This window comes from Buttiauxella massiliensis, from assembly GCF_902500225.1.
GTDB lineage: Bacteria > Pseudomonadota > Gammaproteobacteria > Enterobacterales > Enterobacteriaceae > Buttiauxella > Buttiauxella massiliensis.
The window spans coordinates 205,241-222,174 of record NZ_LR722650.1 but is presented as its reverse complement, the minus strand read 5'-3'; the positions used below and the strand labels follow the sequence as shown (position 1 = coordinate 222,174).

The window sequence follows — 16,934 nt, the reverse complement described above, 5'->3', positions numbered from 1 at the left end:
ATGCGTTTTTGTTTATACCCAAAGGTACAAATCAGACGATCTCCTGCGACAAGGAGACGTTGTTGCATATGAAGCTGAAGGAACACGCTTCAACAGGAGAATGTTATGGCAAATCTTACCCCCCCGCGCGGCCTGGCACTTGGGCTGCTGTGGGTTCTTGGCGGGCTAATGGCACTTATTGGCCTCGCGATCGGTATTGGTGGGGCTTATTTAATTGCCCTGGGCGGCAGTTGGTATTTCTTGCTGATGGGCATTGTGATGCTCATTTCCGCCATTTTGATTATCAAGAAGAAAATCGCCGGGCTGGTGCTCTATGGCCTGGCATTTGTCTGCTCAATATATTGGGCAATTAGCGAGGCCGGTTGGGACTTCTGGCCGCTGTTCTCGCGCCTGTTTACCCTTGCGGTGCTCGCCTTCCTTGCTGCCATTGCATGGCCCATTTTACGCGCTGCCAAAAGCACGGCTCCGGTAAAAAAAGGGCCGGCATATGGCATTGCGGCCCTGCTCGCAATTTGTATGTTGGTAAGCGCAGGCTGGATGTTTGTGCCGCAGGTGCAAGTTACCGCCAATGAAGAGGTCCCGGTAAAACCCGTCGCACCTGATGAAGTACAAAAAGACTGGAAGCACTGGGGCAATACCACCCACGGCGACCGTTTTGCCGCCCTTGATCAAATCAACAAGGGTAATGTCTCGGAGTTGCAAGTAGCCTGGACCGCGCATACGGGTGATATTCCCCAAAGCAACGGCTCAGGCGCTGAAGACCAGAACACTCCGTTACAGGTTGGCGACACACTTTTTGTCTGCACACCGTATAGCAAGGTGCTGGCATTGGATGTCGACTCCGGTAAAGAAAAATGGCGCTATGACAGTAAAGCTACAGCACCGAACTGGCAGCGCTGCCGTGGTTTAGGCTATTTCGAAGAAACGACTCAACAGGCTGCCGCTACTCTTGCCGAACCAGCGCAGCCCGCTGCATGCCCTCGCCGTCTTTTCCTGCCTACTACCGATGCGCGCTTAATTGCGATCAACGCTGATAACGGCAAGTTGTGCGAAGACTTTGGCGACCACGGTACGGTCGACCTGAAAGCTGGCATGGGTGAAGTTAAACCAGGCTATTACCAGCAAACCTCTACACCTCTTGTTGCCGGTAACGTGGTGGTCGTCGGTGGTCGTGTGGCAGATAACTTCTCCACCGGTGAGCCTCCGGGTGTGGTACGCGCTTATGACGTTCACACCGGTAAACTGGCCTGGGCATGGGATCCGGGTAATCCGGCTATCACAGGGTTGCCACCTGAAGGCCAGACTTATACACGTGGCACACCAAACGTCTGGTCTGCCATGTCTTATGATGCAAAACTAGACCTGATTTACCTGCCTACTGGTAACGCCACACCTGATTTCTTTGGTGGAACGCGTACTGCACAGGACGATAAATACAGCTCATCTATTGTTGCAGTTGAAGCAACAACGGGCAAAGTGCACTGGCATTTCCAGACCACGCACCACGATTTGTGGGATTTCGATTTACCATCACAGCCACTGCTTTATGATTTACCCGATGGTAAAGGCAGCACTACGCCAGTGATTGTTCAGACCTCCAAACAGGGCATGATTTTCATGCTCAACCGCGAGACTGGCGAGCCGGTAGCGAAGGTAGAAGAACGTCCTGTGCCACAGGGCAATATCGAAGGTGAGCGTTATTCGAAAACCCAGCCGTATTCGGTCGGGATGCCCATGATTGGCAACGAAACACTGACTGAATCGGATATGTGGGGTGCGACACCAATCGATCTGCTGATTTGTCGTATCGAGTTCAAAGGCATGCGCCACGAAGGTGTCTACACGCCGCCGGGTCTTGACCGCTCTTTGCAATATCCAGGCTCGCTGGGTGGGATGAACTGGGGCAGCGTTTCTGTTGACCCGAATAACAGCCTGATGTTCGTCAACGATATGCGTCTGGGTCTTGCAAACTACATGGTGCCTCGTGCCAATGTGGCGAAAAACGCCAGCGGTATCGAGATGGGTATCGTTCCAATGGACGGCACACCGTTCGGCGCAATGCGTGAGCGTTTCCTTTCACCTCTGGGTATTCCATGTCAGAAACCACCGTTTGGCACGATGTCGGCGGTGGATCTGAAGTCAGGGAAAGTTGTCTGGCAGGTTCCGGTGGGTACGGTACAAGACACCGGGCCACTCGGGATTCGTATGCATTTACCGATTCCAATTGGCATGCCTACGCTTGGTGCATCGCTGTCGACACAGTCTGGTCTGTTGTTCTTCGCGGGCACGCAAGATTTCTATCTGCGCGCGTTTGATACCGCAAACGGCAAGGAAATCTGGAAATCCCGACTGCCTGTTGGTAGCCAATCAGGGCCGATGACCTATGTGTCACCAAAAACCGGTAAACAGTACATCGTGATTAACGCAGGCGGTGCACGTCAGTCTCCTGACCGTGGTGATTACATCATTGCTTACGCGTTGCCAGACGCGAAATAAGCCATAAAATAACGGGTGCTAATCGCACCCGTTTTCAGTTACTTCACATCCACCTGATAGAAAATGTGCTTACCAAACGGATCGACTTCATAGCCGGTCACTTCTTTGCGAACCGGCTCAAAAATCGTCGAGTGAGCAATCATCACCGCAGGCATTTGGTCATGCATCATCTGCTGTGCTTCTTTGTACAGTGCCACGCGTTTTTCGTGATCGCTTGAAGTACGCGCTTCAAGAATCAACTTATCAAATGGCTGATAACACCATTTTGCCGAGTTAGAGCCGCCATCCGCTGAACGACAGGTAAACAGTGGGCCGAAGAAATTGTCCGGATCCCCTGTGGCCGTGGTCCACCCCATCAACGCCGCCTGATGCTCACCACTTTTCACACGTTTTAAATACTCGCCCCACTCAAAGGTGACAACTTTTGCCGTGACGCCAATTTTCGCCCAGTCGGCCTGAATCATCTCCGCCATCCGCTTAGCGTTAGGGTTATACGGACGCTGTACCGGCATCGCCCACAGATCGATGGTCAGGCCATTAGCAAAGCCCGCCTCTGTGAGTAACGCTTTGGCTTTTTCCGGGTCGTATTCGTAATCTTTGAGCGAATCATCAGCACTCCACACGCCTGGTGGCAGCAGATTTTTCGCAGCCGTTCCGGTGCCACGGAATACCGCGTCAATAATCGCCGGCTTGTTAATAGCCATTGCCAGCGCCTGGCGTACTTTCACATTATCCGTCGGTGCTTTTTGGGTATTGAATGCGAGGAAACCGGTATTTAGCCCCGCTTTTTGCATCAGGTTGATGTCAGCATTTTCCTTCATGCGCGGCAAATCGGCAGGATTTGGGAATGGCATCACCTGGCACTCATTTTTCTCAAGCTTAGCTAAACGCACTGAGGCGTCGGGGGTAATGGAAAATACCAGCTTGTCGATTTTTGCCTTGCCCTGCCAGTATTCAGGGAATGCGGTGAACAGAATGCGTGAGTCTTTTTGGTACTGCGCCAGACGGAAAGGCCCGGTGCCGATAGGGTCCATATCCACACGTTCTGGAGTGCCTGCTTTTAGCATCGAATCAGCATACTCAGCGGAAAGTATCGAGGCGAAATACCAGCCAAGGTCAGCAATAAATGGCGCTTCTGGGTGAGTCAACGTGAATCGAACGGTATTATCGTCAACTTTATCAATCGAGGTAATTAATTTGCCAAACTCGAGACTTTCAAAATTGGAATAGTTTCCATTAGAAACGTTGTGATAAGGATGTTTTGGATCTTTCTGGCGCATAAACGAGAAAATGACATCGTCAGCGTTAAAATCACGGCTTGGTTTGAAGTATTTATTACTCTGGAATTTCACCCCTTTACGCAGATTGAAAGTATAAACTTTGCCATCTTCGCTGACATCCCAGCTTTCTGCGAGGCTCGGCTGTAACTCGGTAGTACCAACTTTAAAATCTACTAAGCGGTTATAAACCGGTACAGCGCTCGCATCAACACTGGTTCCCGATGTATATAACTGCGGGTTAAAGTTTTCCGGTGAGCCTTCGGAGCAATAAACTAATGTTTTAGCTGTAACAGTAGAACTGACTGTCAGCGCGGCTATTATCAATGCAAGTTTTGTGGTTGTTGTTGTGATGGAAGTTTTCATGCCTGCCCTATTATTTATAATTTTCACCCAGGATAGTGCTTGTACAAAGCGGCTTAATAAATAACATTAAAAGTCGATTTCAAACAAATGAATATATCCAGTAAAGAGGAAGTCATGGCATCACAACTCTCAGAACAATTAACACAACGTTTCTTCCGTTATCTGGCGATCACCAGCCAAAGCCAGGCCGGTGCCAGCACCCTACCAAGCACTCCAGGCCAACATGAAATGGCACAATTGCTGGCAAGTGAACTCCGCGAACTCGGTCTTGACGATGTAGTTATCGACGAACATGCCACTGTCACTGCGGTCAAAAAAGGCAATGTTCCCGGCGCACCACGCGTTGGGTTTATCACACACATCGATACTGTCGATGTTGGGCTTTCACCGGATATTCACCCGCAAGTGCTGCGCTTTAACGGCGAGGATCTTTGCCTTAACCCGCAACAAGATATCTGGCTGCGCACCGCTGAACACCCGGAAATTCTCGCGTACCCGAACGAAGAGATAATTTTTAGCGATGGCACCAGTGTGCTCGGCGCAGATAATAAATCTGCCGTAACCGTGGTGATGACGCTACTGGAAAACCTGACACCAGAGATGAAGCACGGCGATATTGTCGTCGCCTTTGTACCTGATGAAGAAATTGGTTTATGTGGTGCTAAAGCGCTGGATTTGGCGCGTTTTGACGTTGATTTCGCCTGGACTATCGATTGCTGTGAATTAGGTGAAGTGGTGTATGAAAACTTTAATGCCGCACACGCAGAAATTCGTTTTACTGGTGTGACCGCACACCCAATGTCAGCAAAAGGCGTCTTAGTGAACCCACTGTTAATGGCGCATGATTTCATCAGCCATTTCGATCGTCAGCAAACGCCGGAAAATACCGAAGGCCGCGAAGGGTATATTTGGTTTAACGGCATGAACACCACGCAAAATGACGCCATACTGAAAGCCAATATTCGTGATTTTGATACGCTGAGTTTTGAAGCGCGTAAACAGCAATTGCGCGACGTGGCGCAAATAATTTCAGCGCAGCACCCTACCGCGAAAGTGGATATTTCAATCAGCGACACTTACAGCAATATTAGCAATGCGATTAAAGACGATCGTCGCGCCATTGATCTTATTTTCGAAGCGATGAAGGCGTTAGATATCGAGCCTAAGGTCATTCCTATGCGCGGTGGCACCGATGGTGCAGCACTTTCGGCAAAAGGGTTATTAACGCCAAACTTCTTCACGGGCGCGCATAATTTCCATTCTAAGTTCGAGTTTTTACCGCTGAGAGCATTTGAAGCATCTTATAACGTGGCATTAAAGCTTTGCCTGTTAGCCGTTAAATAAAAAATCTTACGGGCGAATGTTTGGGCATTTGCCCGCCCCTGACTTAAATGTAGAAATATTGTTGCCATATATTTATTCACATTGATTAACATTAATTCAATAAGCTTAACATGTATTTCAATCGATGCTGGCTTGCGTGTGACCCGATTCAATTTTTTACTGGAGCTTTTAAGATATATTTTCAATGTCTGTCAATAAATAAATTGGTCGGAACTTGAAATGAATAATAAGTATAAATTACACGAATTTCTTGATGTCAAACGGCTTCAGACGTTGCAGGATAATTTTAGCAAGTCGATGATGATTGCCCTCGTGGTGGTCGACAACGATGGCATTCCGGTGACAACCCCAAGTGGTTTTTCCGATTTTTGTGCTCGCTCCCGTCTTAACGCAACGCTTGCCAAACATTGCCATGAAAGCGACAACGCCGGGGGCCGCGCCGCGATGGAAACCCTCAAACCGGTGGTTTATCGCTGTTACTGCGGGTTTGTCGAGTTTGCCGTACCGATCACCATTAACGACCATTATCTGGGTGCTTTTATTTCCGGACAGGTAAAAGTTGAAGAAGAAAAAGAGCAAACCATTCCTTATATTCTAAATAATAATGAAGTCTGGCAGGAAAACCCGTGGTTAATTAATTTACATGACAACACTAAAAGAATGCCGTATGAACGTTTTGAGTCAACGGCTTCCACTCTGTTGCATGTTTCATCTTATTTAGTCGAGCAGGCGCACGCTAATAATATTCAACGCGAGCTACGTAAAAAAGATCTGGAACTTACTGATGAACTGAGAAAACGAGTTGAAATTGAACGTTCATTACATGAAGCTGAATTTAAAGCGTTGTCTTATCAGATTAACCCTCATTTTTTGTTTAATGTATTAAATACCATCGGGCGCCTGGCGTATCTGGAAGATGCCGAACGGACCGAAACAATGGTGCATGACTTCTCTGATATGATGCGTTATTTATTACGCAAGAGTAACCATGGTTTAATCACCATGAACCATGAAATAAACTATGTTAAGAGTTATATGTCGATCCAAAAGGTAAGAATGAGCGACCGCTTTGATTACCAGTGTGACATCCCGGCAAAATACCTTGATATTGTCTGCCCGTTTTTAATTCTGCAACCGCTGGTCGAAAATTTCTTCAATTACGTGGTAGAACCTCGTGATACCAGCAGCTTCCTCTTGATACGTGCGATCGACGATGGCCGAGATGTTATTCTCGAAGTCACCGATAACGGCGATGGCATTTCACAAGAAGATATTTCCAGTATTTTATCAGGTAATCAGAATCGCCAGAAAGGCAGCATCGGTATTAATAATATTCAAAATCGTCTGCGTTTGTTATTTGGTGAAAGTTATGGACTGGATATTATCAGTGCTCATCAACCCACAATGGGCACCACCATCAAACTGCGATTCCCTATGCTGCAAGCCTGAAAACACGGAGAGTTAGCATGTATAACATTGTTATTGTGGAAGATGAACCGATTGAGTCTGAGTCATTACGGCGCATTATTTCCCGTTGTGTGGATAACGCGGTTATCCATGAAGCTTCCACCGGGAAAAAAGCCATTCATCTTATTGATACGCTAGAACAGATCGACATGATGTTTGTCGATATAAATATCCCGTTGCCTAACGGCAATCAGGTTATTGAATATTTAAAGAGCAAAAACAATGACACCAAAGTGATCGTCACAACGGCCAATGACGATTTTGATCTGGTGCGCAGTATGTTGAACCTGAAAGTTGACGACTACCTGCTTAAACCGGTGAAACAAAGTATTCTCACCGAAACTATTAAAAAGACTTTGGATGTTAATGAAGCCGATATTGCCGCGCTCAAAGAGCTAAAACAGACCATGATTAAGCTGATCGAAACTTGCGATTACGCCCAATGGCACAGTTTTATCTTTAAGAAACTCGACGATGCCTGTACCCGCAAATCGCTGACTGCCGACCAGCGGAAAGTCGTAACCGACATGCTGGAAATACTGCATCAATATATTGTGAACCAGGGCGAAAAAATGGCACCGACCGGGAAAAAAGTCGCTGCATTGATTCAGGATATTACGCAGCATGGTTTAAGCAGCACGGCCTATTACCGAATCATGGTAGCGCTGATGACTATCAGCGAAGAAGTGTTCGACCACGCGCTCAAGTATTTCAACGGCAATATGGATTTCACCGAGCGGGCAAAATTCCACATCGAAAAGAATGTGCTCAACAATCTTACACTTGATGATATCGCCACCAAATCTTTCGTCAGCACCTGCTATTTAAGCCGTGCGTTTAAGAAAAATATTGGCACTGGGTTTTCAAATTATATTGCCAGCCGGAAAATGAGTATTGCGAAATCGCTGCTGCAATTCAGTAACCTCAAGGTTAATACCATTGCGCTGGAGTTATCTTACCAGGATGCGAATTATTTCTGCCGCATCTTTAAAAAAGAGACCAGTCTGGCCCCCTCTGATTACCGTAAAATTGTCTCTCCTGAAAGTGATTAATCGCCGCACTGCTCGCTCTGGAAATATTGCGCAGAATGACGTAGGGAAGGCAAAAAAGTCCAACATGCCAACAAGATAGTTTCCTGCTGTAGCTGGGTTTGCCGCCTAAGATGGGGAATCCTGTTTATCAGAGTGCCTCCCCTTTGGACGATTATCTGTTTACCTCCGAATCCGTGGCCGAAGGGCATCCGGACAAAATGGCAGACCAAATAGCCGATGCCATTCTGGACGCTTATCTGCTTCAAGACCCGTGGTCAAAAGTCGCCTGTGAATGCATGGTGAAAACCGGGGTTGCTATCATTGCTGGCGAAATCGCCTCCTCTGCAGTGGTGGATATTGAGTCCATCGTTCGCAGTACTATTAAAGCGATTGGTTATGATCACTCTGATCTTGGCTTTGATGGCAACACCTGTGCGGTGCTGAATATCCTCGGCAAACAATCGAGAGATATTGCCCATGGTATAGCGAATGCATCCCCTCACTTACTCGGCGCAGGTGACCAGGGTATAACCTTTGGCTATGCCTGCGATGAAACAGCAGAGGCAATGCCAGCAACTCTCATTTACGCCCATCGTTTAATGGCGCGGCAAGCGCTGCTGCGCAAATCCCAACGGCTTCCTTTCCTGCGCCCTGACGCCAAAAGCCAGGTGACCCTGCGTTATAGCAACGGTCAGATACAGTCGGCAGATACGATTGTGGTTTCCACGCAACACAGCGCGGAAATTCCACTTGAGCAACTGCGTGAAGCCGTTATCGAGGAGATCGTCAAGCCGGTCATTCCTGCTCACTGGATAACACCAGAAACCCGATTTCTGATTAACCCTGCCGGGCAATTTGTTATTGGTGGTCCTGTTGGGGATTGCGGGCTGACGGGTCGTAAAATTATTGTCGATGCCTATGGAGGCGCAGCTTGCCATGGTGGCGGTGCGTTTTCGGGTAAAGATCCCTCAAAAGTTGACCGCTCCGCCGCTTATGCTGCGCGTTACATCGCAAAAAACATTGTGGTTGCGGGTCTCGCTACCCGTTGTGAAGTCCAACTGGCATGGGCTATTGGCGTTCCACGGCCGGTGTCGATTCGAATTAATACTTTTGGCAGCGAAAAAATTGCCGCCAAAACCCTTCAGGAACTGGTCACTCATCATTTTGATCTCAGCGTTTACGGCATTATCCAAATGCTGGATTTGCTGGTTCCACGTTATCGTCAAACCGCCTGCTACGGCCACTTTGGCCGGGACATTTTTCCATGGGAAAAAACAGATAAAGCAGCGGTTCTGCGTGCTGATGCCCGCAATACCTAGCGGTGCGTAAACGCGCTATATCATAAATTTTTAACAGGAGAAGGTTATGTCCGGGCAGAGTTTAGGTTTGATTGAAACCGTCGGGTTGGCAGCGGCAATTGAAGCCGCTGACGCTGCGATGAAATCCGCCAACGTCCAACTGGTGGGTTATGAACTGACGAAAGGCGGCGGCATGATTACCGTCAAATTTGAAGGTGAAGTGGGCGCAATTAATGCGGCAGTTGCCGCAGGTGTAGCGGCTGCCAGCAAAGTGAGCACGGTTTATGCACACCGTGTTATCGCACGTACTGCAGACTATATTGATAAAATTATTCATTCCGCAGATACCGTTGGGCTTGAACCCGTGAAAGAGGAAGAAACGCCACCAGTTGCGAGTCTTGAGATCCCAGTGGTCGTTCTGGAGGAAAGTGATTCAGGTTTATATTGTGGGGACATTCTGGAAGTACCTGTAATTACCCAACCTGAAACGCCTGTATCCGCCCCCCAACCTGCCGAGACTGAGGAAGTGAAACCAGCCGCTGGCGCATCTGAAAGCAAAAAAGCCTCACGTTCCGGAAGCCATAAAAAACGCTAACAACTGGGTGTTCCAATTAAAAAGCCGCGATATTACGCGGCTTTTTCGTTAAGCAATGCTGGTTCTTTGTTTACTAAAGCTTATTTTCTTCCAGCTTACAGGTATTACACGGTAGATTTCTGGCGATACCAAAGCGATAGATTGCTGCGCCCAGGCAAGCACCGATAATCGGCGCGATGATAGGGACAATGAAGTAAGGAATATCGCGACCGCCGGTCATGGAAACTTCGCCCCATCCCGCAAAGAAAGTAAATAATTTAGGACCAAAATCACGGGCAGGATTCATGGCAAATCCGGTTAATGGTGCGGTAGATGCACCGATTACTGCAACCAGAAGGCCAATCAACAATGGGCCTAATGGGCCACGTGGCACACCGTTACCATCGTCGGTTAGCGCCATAATTAACCCCATAAGCATAGAGGTAATAATTATCTCAACAAACGCAGCCTGCCACACACTAATTGCAGGTGATGGAAACGTACTGAATATACTGGCCAGTTGCAGGCTATCCATACTGCCACGCACCATATTGTGCGCAGTTTCATATTCAACGAACAGGTTGTGATACAGCATATAGGCAAGCATTGCCCCACCGAAAGCACCTGAAATTTGTGCAATGCTGTAAGGAAGTACTTTGCGCCCTGGGAAACAGGCAAATAACCATAATGCAATAGTAATTGCCGGGTTAAGATGCGCACCGGAGATCCCGGCAGTAAGATAAACCGCCAGCGAGATTGCCAATCCCCATACAATACAAATTTCCCACAAACCAAAACTTGCGCCTGCAACTTTTACTGCTGCCAGACAACTGATACCAAAAAACATAAACAATCCTGTACCGAGAAATTCCGCGGTACATTGAGCTCTGAGTGAATCGTTCATAGGGTTACCCTGCTTGTGATTATTGTGATTGATAAGGTGCATATCTAATAAAAAATATTAACCACCGATGTGGCAATTAAAACCTAATGACTCAATTTCATTTTTCAGAAGCGCCATTTTATTGGCACTAATTTCTTGGGCATCATCCATCGGGTAAATACGGCCTAAAAGGCTATATTTATTTTCACCATAAGAGTGATACGGCAATAAATGAATGGTGTCGACATTCTGCATTAATCGTGAAAACTCTCCGATGCTACGGATCTCTTCTGGGTTATCGTTAACTCCCTGGACCACCGGAATACGCACAATAACTTTGGTGATGAAAGAAATTCGGATCAGGTTTTCCAGAATGCGGCGGTTGTCCACACCGGTATTGCTCAGATGTACTGCGGGATTGATCGCTTTAATATCAGTGAGCGCGAGGTCCACATACGGGAAAACCTCATCAATCACTTCCGGGTTACTGAAGCCGGTGGTTTCCATTGCGGTATGCCAGCCCTTTTCCTTACAGGCTTTCAGTAATTCACGAGCAAACTCCGGCTGTGCCAGCGGCTCCCCACCGGAAAGCGTAATGCCCCCACCCGAACGCCGGTAGAGGTTTTCCTCTTTTTGTAACTCCCGCATGACACTGGCAACCGTCATGCGTTTACCTTTCATTTCCAGCGCTTGTGTCGGGCAAACTTCGGTGCATTTCCCGCACTGAATGCAAGCAGAACGATCGATAAAATTAGGATGAGTAACCGATAACGCGCGCTGCGGGCAGACATCCACACATTTGCCACAACGAATACAATCATTCTTTTTAAAAATCAGCTCGGGTTGCGGGCGTTGTGATTCTGGATTACTGCACCATTTACAAGATAATGGGCACCCTTTTAAAAAAGGAATTGTGCGAATACCGGGACCGTCATGCAAAGAATAGCGCTGAATATTAAATAACACGCCTTCCACTTCGTAATCGACTTTATTCATAGCTTCGCTCGCAATTAACGCAGCAAGTTATTTATGCGGCGTAAAGACGTTATCCGTAGAGAACGGGTAAATAAAATTCACTCTCAGGATAAACAGATAATTTTCCGGAAGTTTATGCAGGGCCATGAGAAATAACATGGCCCATTAAGTGACGCTATTAATTACAACGTCTGTTCGGTACGGCTAATAATGTCATCCTGGACTTCTTTCGCCAACACGACCCACTGTGCGCTATATCCCGCAACACGGACGACTAAATCCTGGTACTGTTGTGGGTTTTTCTGCGCTTCAATCAAGATGTTGCGGTCGATGACGTTAAACTGAACGTGCATGCCTTTCTTGTCGAAGTAGTTTCTTACCAGCCCACTAAAGTGACGCAAACCATTTTCCCCGGCCAAAGATGACGGCAGGAATTTTTGGTTATAGAGCGTACCGTTGGAAGCAATAAAGTGGTCGAGTTTTGCTACCGAGTTTGCCGCAGCTGTTGGGCCGAGTGTATCTTTGCCCTGACGTGGAGAGACCCCATCTGCCAACGGTTCTTTCGCCAGACGACCATCAGGTAATGCACTTACATCCTTACCAAACAGTACGTTAGCAGATACCGGGTAAATACCAGCCTGGAACTGACCGCCACGAGGGTTAGTATATTTCTCAACTTCCTGGCAGTAGATCAGCGCGCAGCGACGGGCCACAAAATCAACATCGTCGATGTCGTTACCAAAGCACGGCGTATTTTCCAGAATATGGCGGATTTCTTCATAACGTGAACTGTTACCCGTTGCAGCAGGTGCCGCAGCCACGCTGGAAAGCTGGCGGTAAACTTCGTTTTTAATTGCCGCAGGGTCAAGTGAACCGTGGCTATCAATAATGCGTTTTACCACTTCATAAACATCTTGCTCACCCAAAGATGATTTGGTCGCAACACTACCTACTTGATGACCAAAGTTGGCATCCAGCGCCCCTTTCAGCTCATTGAGGGTTAGTTTACGATCTTCAAACACCTGTTTCTGGATGGCATACACTGAGTCACCGGTATCAGCGATACCAAATGCTTGTGGGCCGGTGAAGTTGTAGATTGCGCCCCCTTCCTGCAACGATTTCCCGCGCCCGATGCAGTCATCTACCAACGCAGAAAGGAACGGCAGTGGGCAACGTTCGCCATGGGCAATATCAACGCTATTACAAGCTTCAACCAACTGATGAACAAAGTGCGCCATCTGTTTTGTGAATGCGCTATAGAAATCGTCCATGCTGGTGTACTGGGTCATTTCCCCGGTTACTGGACCCAGTTGTTTGCTGCCGGAACGACCGTTATTGAGGGTGATTTCCAGGACTTTTGCCACGTTAAAGAACGCAGCATCGTGCCAACCCTCAGTACGATGTGGTGCCTGTGGTTCTACGCAACCGATAATGCAGTAGTCGCGTGCATCACGCAGTGACACTCCACGGTTTTGCAGCGCCGGAATAATGACTTCATCGTTGTACATCGCCGGAACACCCAGTCCCAGACGTACAAGTTCACAAGCACGATACAAAAACGTATCAGGTGAACCTTGCCAGACACGAATGGAGAACGAAGGTTGCGGTAAGCGCACATGTGCGGTCGCTTCCATACACATGTAGCTCAGGTCGTTAGTTGCATCTAACCCGTCTTCTGTCTGGCCGCCAACGCATAAGTTCTGGAACACCGCATAACCCGCAAAGGCCTGCGCCGAGACTTCATCACGTGTTTTGTTGATGTCGTTGAGCTTGATCCAACAGCAGTCCACCAGTTCCTGTGCAAATTCTTTGGAAATGGCTTTATCTGCTACCAGGTATGGGTACATGTACTGGTCGAAACGCCCAGGGGAGATAGAGTGACCGCTGGACTCAATCTGCAACATGCTCTGGATGAACCAGAAAGTCTGGCAAGCTTCCCAGAAGGTAGTTGCGCCAAATTCAGGCACTCGCGTACAGTTCTGCGCGATCTGCTCTAATTCGCGTTTACGCGTTGGGTTGCCTTCCTGTTGTGCCAGGCGAGTCGCCTCTTGCGCGTAGCGATGCGCAAATTTAATCGCGGCGTTATAGCTGATAATTACCGCGCGATAGAACTGTTCTTTCTTAATGTATCCAGGCTGGCTACGGTCGAGAGATTCCAGGGCACGAGTCACTTCATTAATGATGCCGCGGAAACCGATTTTCAGTACCTTGCCGTAATCGACGCTCACGTGGCCAACGCCACCATAGAAGTAGTTACCTACTGTGAAAACGCCACCCGCCATGCTCTCTTTGGTACTTTCAGACATATAAGATGCGGCAAGTGAGCTGGTTGTTTTCCCCGGCCAGTATTTAAAGGCTTCGTGCAGGTCTTGCGCGGTTTTTTTCGGAATAATAAAAGGATCGGCAACACGGTGTTCCATGGTGTCGAATTCTTTTTCTACCCAGTCGTAAGAAAATTCAGGGCAGATTTCAGTTGAACGCGGATTAATAGTTACCGCACCCACAATAAGTTCGTCAGGACGTATCGTTACCGGTAATTCGTTAAATATTTTTTCAACCACTTTTGCCCGACGCATAATAGCCGGCAATTGCTCACTGTCTTTATAAGCTTCGGTAGCCAGCACTGCACGTTCAGATTCCACATAAGGGGTAGCATGCAAAATCATATTCTTGAGTCTGACAACACGGTCGGTTGGATTAGAAAAACCTTTCTCTAACATAAAATACTCCCGGAATTAATTATTTAACCTTGCGGCAGTGCAGGGTACGCTTAATGGATAATACTGATGCCAATCAGATTGATAAAATGGCGCAATATTGCCGGATGACCCAGCCAGGTTGGCGCGGTAACAATATTGCCATCAACTACCGCCTCGTCGTCAGCGGCGGCCACCCACTCACCCCCCGCTAATTCAACCTCAGGTCTGACCGTGAAATATCCCGTCAGTTTTTTTCCCTTTAATACTCCTGCCGCGACCAATATTTGCGGGCCGTGACAGATAGCAGCTACCGGTAATGAAAAATTAATTGCATAGTGGATAATATTCAGAACAGATTTGTTCAAGCGTAAATATTCAGATGAACGCCCTCCTGAAATATAAAACCCACAATAGTCCTGTAGCCTGACCTCATCGAATGAAGCCGTTAACCGAAATAAATGCCCTGGTTTTTCAGTGTAGGTTTGGTCGCCTTCAAAATCATGAATAGCGGTTTTAATAAACTCCCCACTGCGTTTTCCAGGACAAACGACATCTACTCTGAAACCTAACATGCTTAATGCCTGCCATGGCACCATGACTTCATAGTCTTCAGAGAAATCGCCTGCGAGCAATAATATCTTTTTCATCGCGAACTCTCAGAATATATAACGTCGTCCTCTATTAATCGCATGGCTTCATTGACTGCTGATATTTCACCGAAAATAGCGAGAGTTGTCACGTGTTGCGGGCAACTGCCATGAATTTCCGATACCACTACATGCGCACTTTTACTGGCGACGTCGGCATAGAAGTAGAGATCAGGCACCGGCATCATCGCCAGCCCAATTGCATCGATGCGAATAGAGTCCAGCCGTGTACGAAACTCTCCGGGCATCCGGCGTTTTAACATGGCCAACGTTTCCGGCGTCGGTGCATTTATGATGCGTTTCTTCATCCCCGATCCCCTAAGACTAATCAGCGCACATTCAGTGCTTCAACAATGACACAACGGCGATTTCTTGCGAACGAACGCGCTGATGTCAAACCTTCACCGGTAGGCCCGGCAATGGTGAAGGTGGCGTACCCTTCTCCACCGACGCCCAATCCAGCATAAGACGGCCCATTTTTGACAAAAATGGTGGTCTGGATCTGACGTGCCATTTTGGTGAGTTTGTCGACATTGGTTGAGTGCATGATGGCGGTATGTCGATTGCCATGTTCAACCTGAACGGCCAACTCAATTGCTTCATCAACGTTGTCGACCCGCACAACAGGCAGGACCGGCATCATCAACTCATGCACCACGAACGGATGGTTTTTCTCGGTTTCGATTAAGATAACCTTTGTTTCATCCGGCGCGTTGACGCCCAGTTGTTGCAGAATGTAGCGCGCATCCTTCCCGACGTAAGCCGTGTTTGGACCCGTACCTTTTTCGTTTAACACCAGTGTCTGCAATTGCTGAATTAACTTCGGATCGCACAGCAGATAAGCGCCACTTTTCTTCATGCAATGAATCAGATAATCCGCAACCTGGTTCACCACAATCACTTCTTTCTCAGCAATGCACGGCAAGTTGTTATCGAAGCTGCATCCTTTCACGATATCGCGAGCTGCTTTTTCAATATTTGCCGTTTCATCTACAACAACAGGAGGGTTACCCGCCCCTGCACCAATGGCCTTTTTACCCGACGACATCACTGTTTTCACAATTGCCGGGCCACCCGTCGCCACTAACATATTGATGCGCGAGTCGTTAATTAATGCATTGGTGTTATCAATTGAAGGCTGAGTGACTGTCACCACCATATTGGCGGGAGCGCCGAGACTGGCCAGTTTATTATTAATTAATTCAACTACGTACAATGAAACCTTACGCGAACGGGGATGTGGACTGAATACCACTGTATTTCCCGCAGCCAGCATCCCGATACTGTTGTTGATGATGGTCTCTGTTGGGTTGGTGGTTGGCGTAATGGAACCAATCACTCCGTATGCAGAAAACTCCATCAACGTCAGACCGTTATCCCCGCTTAACGCACCAGTGGTGAGATCTTCCACACCTGGAGTTTTAATCGCAGCAAGGCGGTTTTTGGTGAACTTATCTTCATAGTTCCCCATTCCCGTCTCTTCTACCGCCATGTGTGAGATTGCCTGCAACACATCGTCTTGCAGGAAAACATCGCGGATACCCTGAATGAAGTTTCCGCGATCTTGCATGGAGCAATGCCTATACTGCACCTGTGCAATCACAGCCGCGGCAATGGCTTCATCCATCGTAGCGAATGCACCGCTGTCCGCCGTAGAAGGTGCGGCCGACACCGCTACTCCAGATTGCTGCGCCAGGGCTTTGGCGATAATCGCATCTAACGAGTCGCTTTCCTGTCCGCTTGCGGCGGCAGGTTTTGCCTGTGGAGCGACATCCGGCGTGGTTTTGGTGTACTTACTCAGCACGTTCGAAACCGCCTGAGCAATGTCAATATCATTCATGCTGTTGATTTCCTTGCTTCACATCGCTTCACAAGCA

The 16,934-nt window shown here is 48.0% G+C and carries 13 protein-coding genes; 6 read left to right on the top strand and 7 right to left on the bottom strand.

From position 1 onward, the window contains the following. Positions 1 to 105: 105 nt before the first annotated feature. Positions 106 to 2,496 (top strand): glucose/quinate/shikimate family membrane-bound PQQ-dependent dehydrogenase, encoded by a 2,391-nt coding sequence (locus GC128_RS05545; RefSeq protein ID WP_151993464.1) that lies wholly within the window; start codon positions 106 to 108, stop codon positions 2,494 to 2,496. A 38-nt stretch (positions 2,497 to 2,534) separates the two neighbouring features. Here the strand turns inward: GC128_RS05545 and GC128_RS05540 are convergent, their stop codons facing one another. Beyond that, complete coding sequence (locus GC128_RS05540) at positions 2,535 to 4,139, bottom strand: ABC transporter substrate-binding protein (RefSeq protein ID WP_151993463.1); 1,605 nt, start codon at positions 4,137 to 4,139, stop codon at positions 2,535 to 2,537. 114 nt (positions 4,140 to 4,253) lie between these two features. On the opposite strand from GC128_RS05540, the gene pepT reads away from it, so the two are divergent. The 5 genes from pepT to GC128_RS23255 all read left to right on the top strand — a co-directional run bounded on the left by pepT (position 4,254) and on the right by GC128_RS23255 (position 9,874). Beyond that, positions 4,254 to 5,483: a peptidase T gene (gene pepT, locus GC128_RS05535; protein ID WP_151993462.1), complete on the top strand. Its 1,230-nt coding sequence runs from the start codon at positions 4,254 to 4,256 to the stop codon at positions 5,481 to 5,483. A gap of 219 nt (positions 5,484 to 5,702) precedes the next feature. Next, on the top strand, positions 5,703 to 6,932 hold the full coding sequence (locus GC128_RS05530) for a sensor histidine kinase (RefSeq protein WP_151993461.1): 1,230 nt from the start codon (positions 5,703 to 5,705) through the stop codon (positions 6,930 to 6,932). A gap of 17 nt (positions 6,933 to 6,949) precedes the next feature. After that, entirely contained in the window at positions 6,950 to 8,002 is a 1,053-nt protein-coding gene (locus GC128_RS05525) for a response regulator transcription factor (protein WP_151993460.1), read from the top strand. 143 nt (positions 8,003 to 8,145) lie between these two features. Beyond that, positions 8,146 to 9,300 carry a methionine adenosyltransferase gene (gene metK / locus GC128_RS05520; protein ID WP_226812004.1) on the top strand — a complete coding sequence of 385 codons (1,155 nt, stop codon included), beginning with the start codon at positions 8,146 to 8,148 and terminating at the stop codon, positions 9,298 to 9,300. A gap of 46 nt (positions 9,301 to 9,346) precedes the next feature. Continuing rightward, a complete protein-coding gene (locus GC128_RS23255) occupies positions 9,347 to 9,874 on the top strand; it encodes a BMC domain-containing protein (RefSeq protein ID WP_151993458.1) in 528 nt (175 codons plus the stop codon). 73 nt (positions 9,875 to 9,947) lie between these two features. On the opposite strand, the gene GC128_RS05510 is transcribed toward GC128_RS23255, so the two are convergent. From GC128_RS05510 to GC128_RS05485, 6 genes are all read right to left on the bottom strand, one after another. Further along, the gene (locus tag GC128_RS05510; protein WP_151993457.1) at positions 9,948 to 10,757 is read right to left on the bottom strand and encodes an MIP/aquaporin family protein; all 810 of its coding nucleotides are present in this window, start codon (positions 10,755 to 10,757) and stop codon (positions 9,948 to 9,950) included. Between the two features lie 57 nt (positions 10,758 to 10,814). Beyond that, positions 10,815 to 11,732, bottom strand: coding sequence for a glycyl-radical enzyme activating protein (locus GC128_RS05505; protein WP_151993456.1), 918 nt, complete (start codon positions 11,730 to 11,732; stop codon positions 10,815 to 10,817). A gap of 161 nt (positions 11,733 to 11,893) precedes the next feature. Further along, positions 11,894 to 14,431: a glycyl radical diol dehydratase GrpM gene (gene grpM, locus GC128_RS05500; protein WP_151993455.1), complete on the bottom strand. Its 2,538-nt coding sequence runs from the start codon at positions 14,429 to 14,431 to the stop codon at positions 11,894 to 11,896. 50 nt (positions 14,432 to 14,481) lie between these two features. Next, the gene (locus tag GC128_RS05495; protein ID WP_151993454.1) at positions 14,482 to 15,057 is read right to left on the bottom strand and encodes a DJ-1/PfpI family protein; all 576 of its coding nucleotides are present in this window, start codon (positions 15,055 to 15,057) and stop codon (positions 14,482 to 14,484) included. After that, complete coding sequence (locus tag GC128_RS05490) at positions 15,054 to 15,365, bottom strand: BMC domain-containing protein (RefSeq protein ID WP_151993453.1); 312 nt, start codon at positions 15,363 to 15,365, stop codon at positions 15,054 to 15,056. Before GC128_RS05490 ends, GC128_RS05495 begins: the two co-directional genes overlap by 4 nt. Before the next feature lie 20 nt (positions 15,366 to 15,385). Beyond that, entirely contained in the window at positions 15,386 to 16,897 is a 1,512-nt protein-coding gene (locus GC128_RS05485) for an aldehyde dehydrogenase family protein (protein WP_151993452.1), read from the bottom strand. Positions 16,898 to 16,934 lie beyond the last annotated feature (37 nt).

What these genes read in the sequence shown, in the direction of transcription:
- GC128_RS05545 (WP_151993464.1), top strand. Translation starts at nt 106, where the DNA reads ATGGCAAATCTTACCCCCCCGCGCGGCCTGGCACTTGGGCTGCTGTGG.
- pepT (WP_151993462.1), top strand. Translation starts at nt 4,254, where the DNA reads ATGGCATCACAACTCTCAGAACAATTAACACAACGTTTCTTCCGTTAT.
- GC128_RS05490 (WP_151993453.1), bottom strand. Translation starts at nt 15,365, where the DNA reads ATGAAGAAACGCATCATAAATGCACCGACGCCGGAAACGTTGGCCATG.
- GC128_RS05530 (WP_151993461.1), top strand. Translation starts at nt 5,703, where the DNA reads ATGAATAATAAGTATAAATTACACGAATTTCTTGATGTCAAACGGCTT.
- GC128_RS05495 (WP_151993454.1), bottom strand. Translation starts at nt 15,057, where the DNA reads ATGAAAAAGATATTATTGCTCGCAGGCGATTTCTCTGAAGACTATGAA.
- GC128_RS05510 (WP_151993457.1), bottom strand. Translation starts at nt 10,757, where the DNA reads ATGAACGATTCACTCAGAGCTCAATGTACCGCGGAATTTCTCGGTACA.
- GC128_RS05540 (WP_151993463.1), bottom strand. Translation starts at nt 4,139, where the DNA reads ATGAAAACTTCCATCACAACAACAACCACAAAACTTGCATTGATAATA.
- GC128_RS05505 (WP_151993456.1), bottom strand. Translation starts at nt 11,732, where the DNA reads ATGAATAAAGTCGATTACGAAGTGGAAGGCGTGTTATTTAATATTCAG.
- grpM (WP_151993455.1), bottom strand. Translation starts at nt 14,431, where the DNA reads ATGTTAGAGAAAGGTTTTTCTAATCCAACCGACCGTGTTGTCAGACTC.
- GC128_RS23255 (WP_151993458.1), top strand. Translation starts at nt 9,347, where the DNA reads ATGTCCGGGCAGAGTTTAGGTTTGATTGAAACCGTCGGGTTGGCAGCG.
- GC128_RS05485 (WP_151993452.1), bottom strand. Translation starts at nt 16,897, where the DNA reads ATGAATGATATTGACATTGCTCAGGCGGTTTCGAACGTGCTGAGTAAG.
- GC128_RS05525 (WP_151993460.1), top strand. Translation starts at nt 6,950, where the DNA reads ATGTATAACATTGTTATTGTGGAAGATGAACCGATTGAGTCTGAGTCA.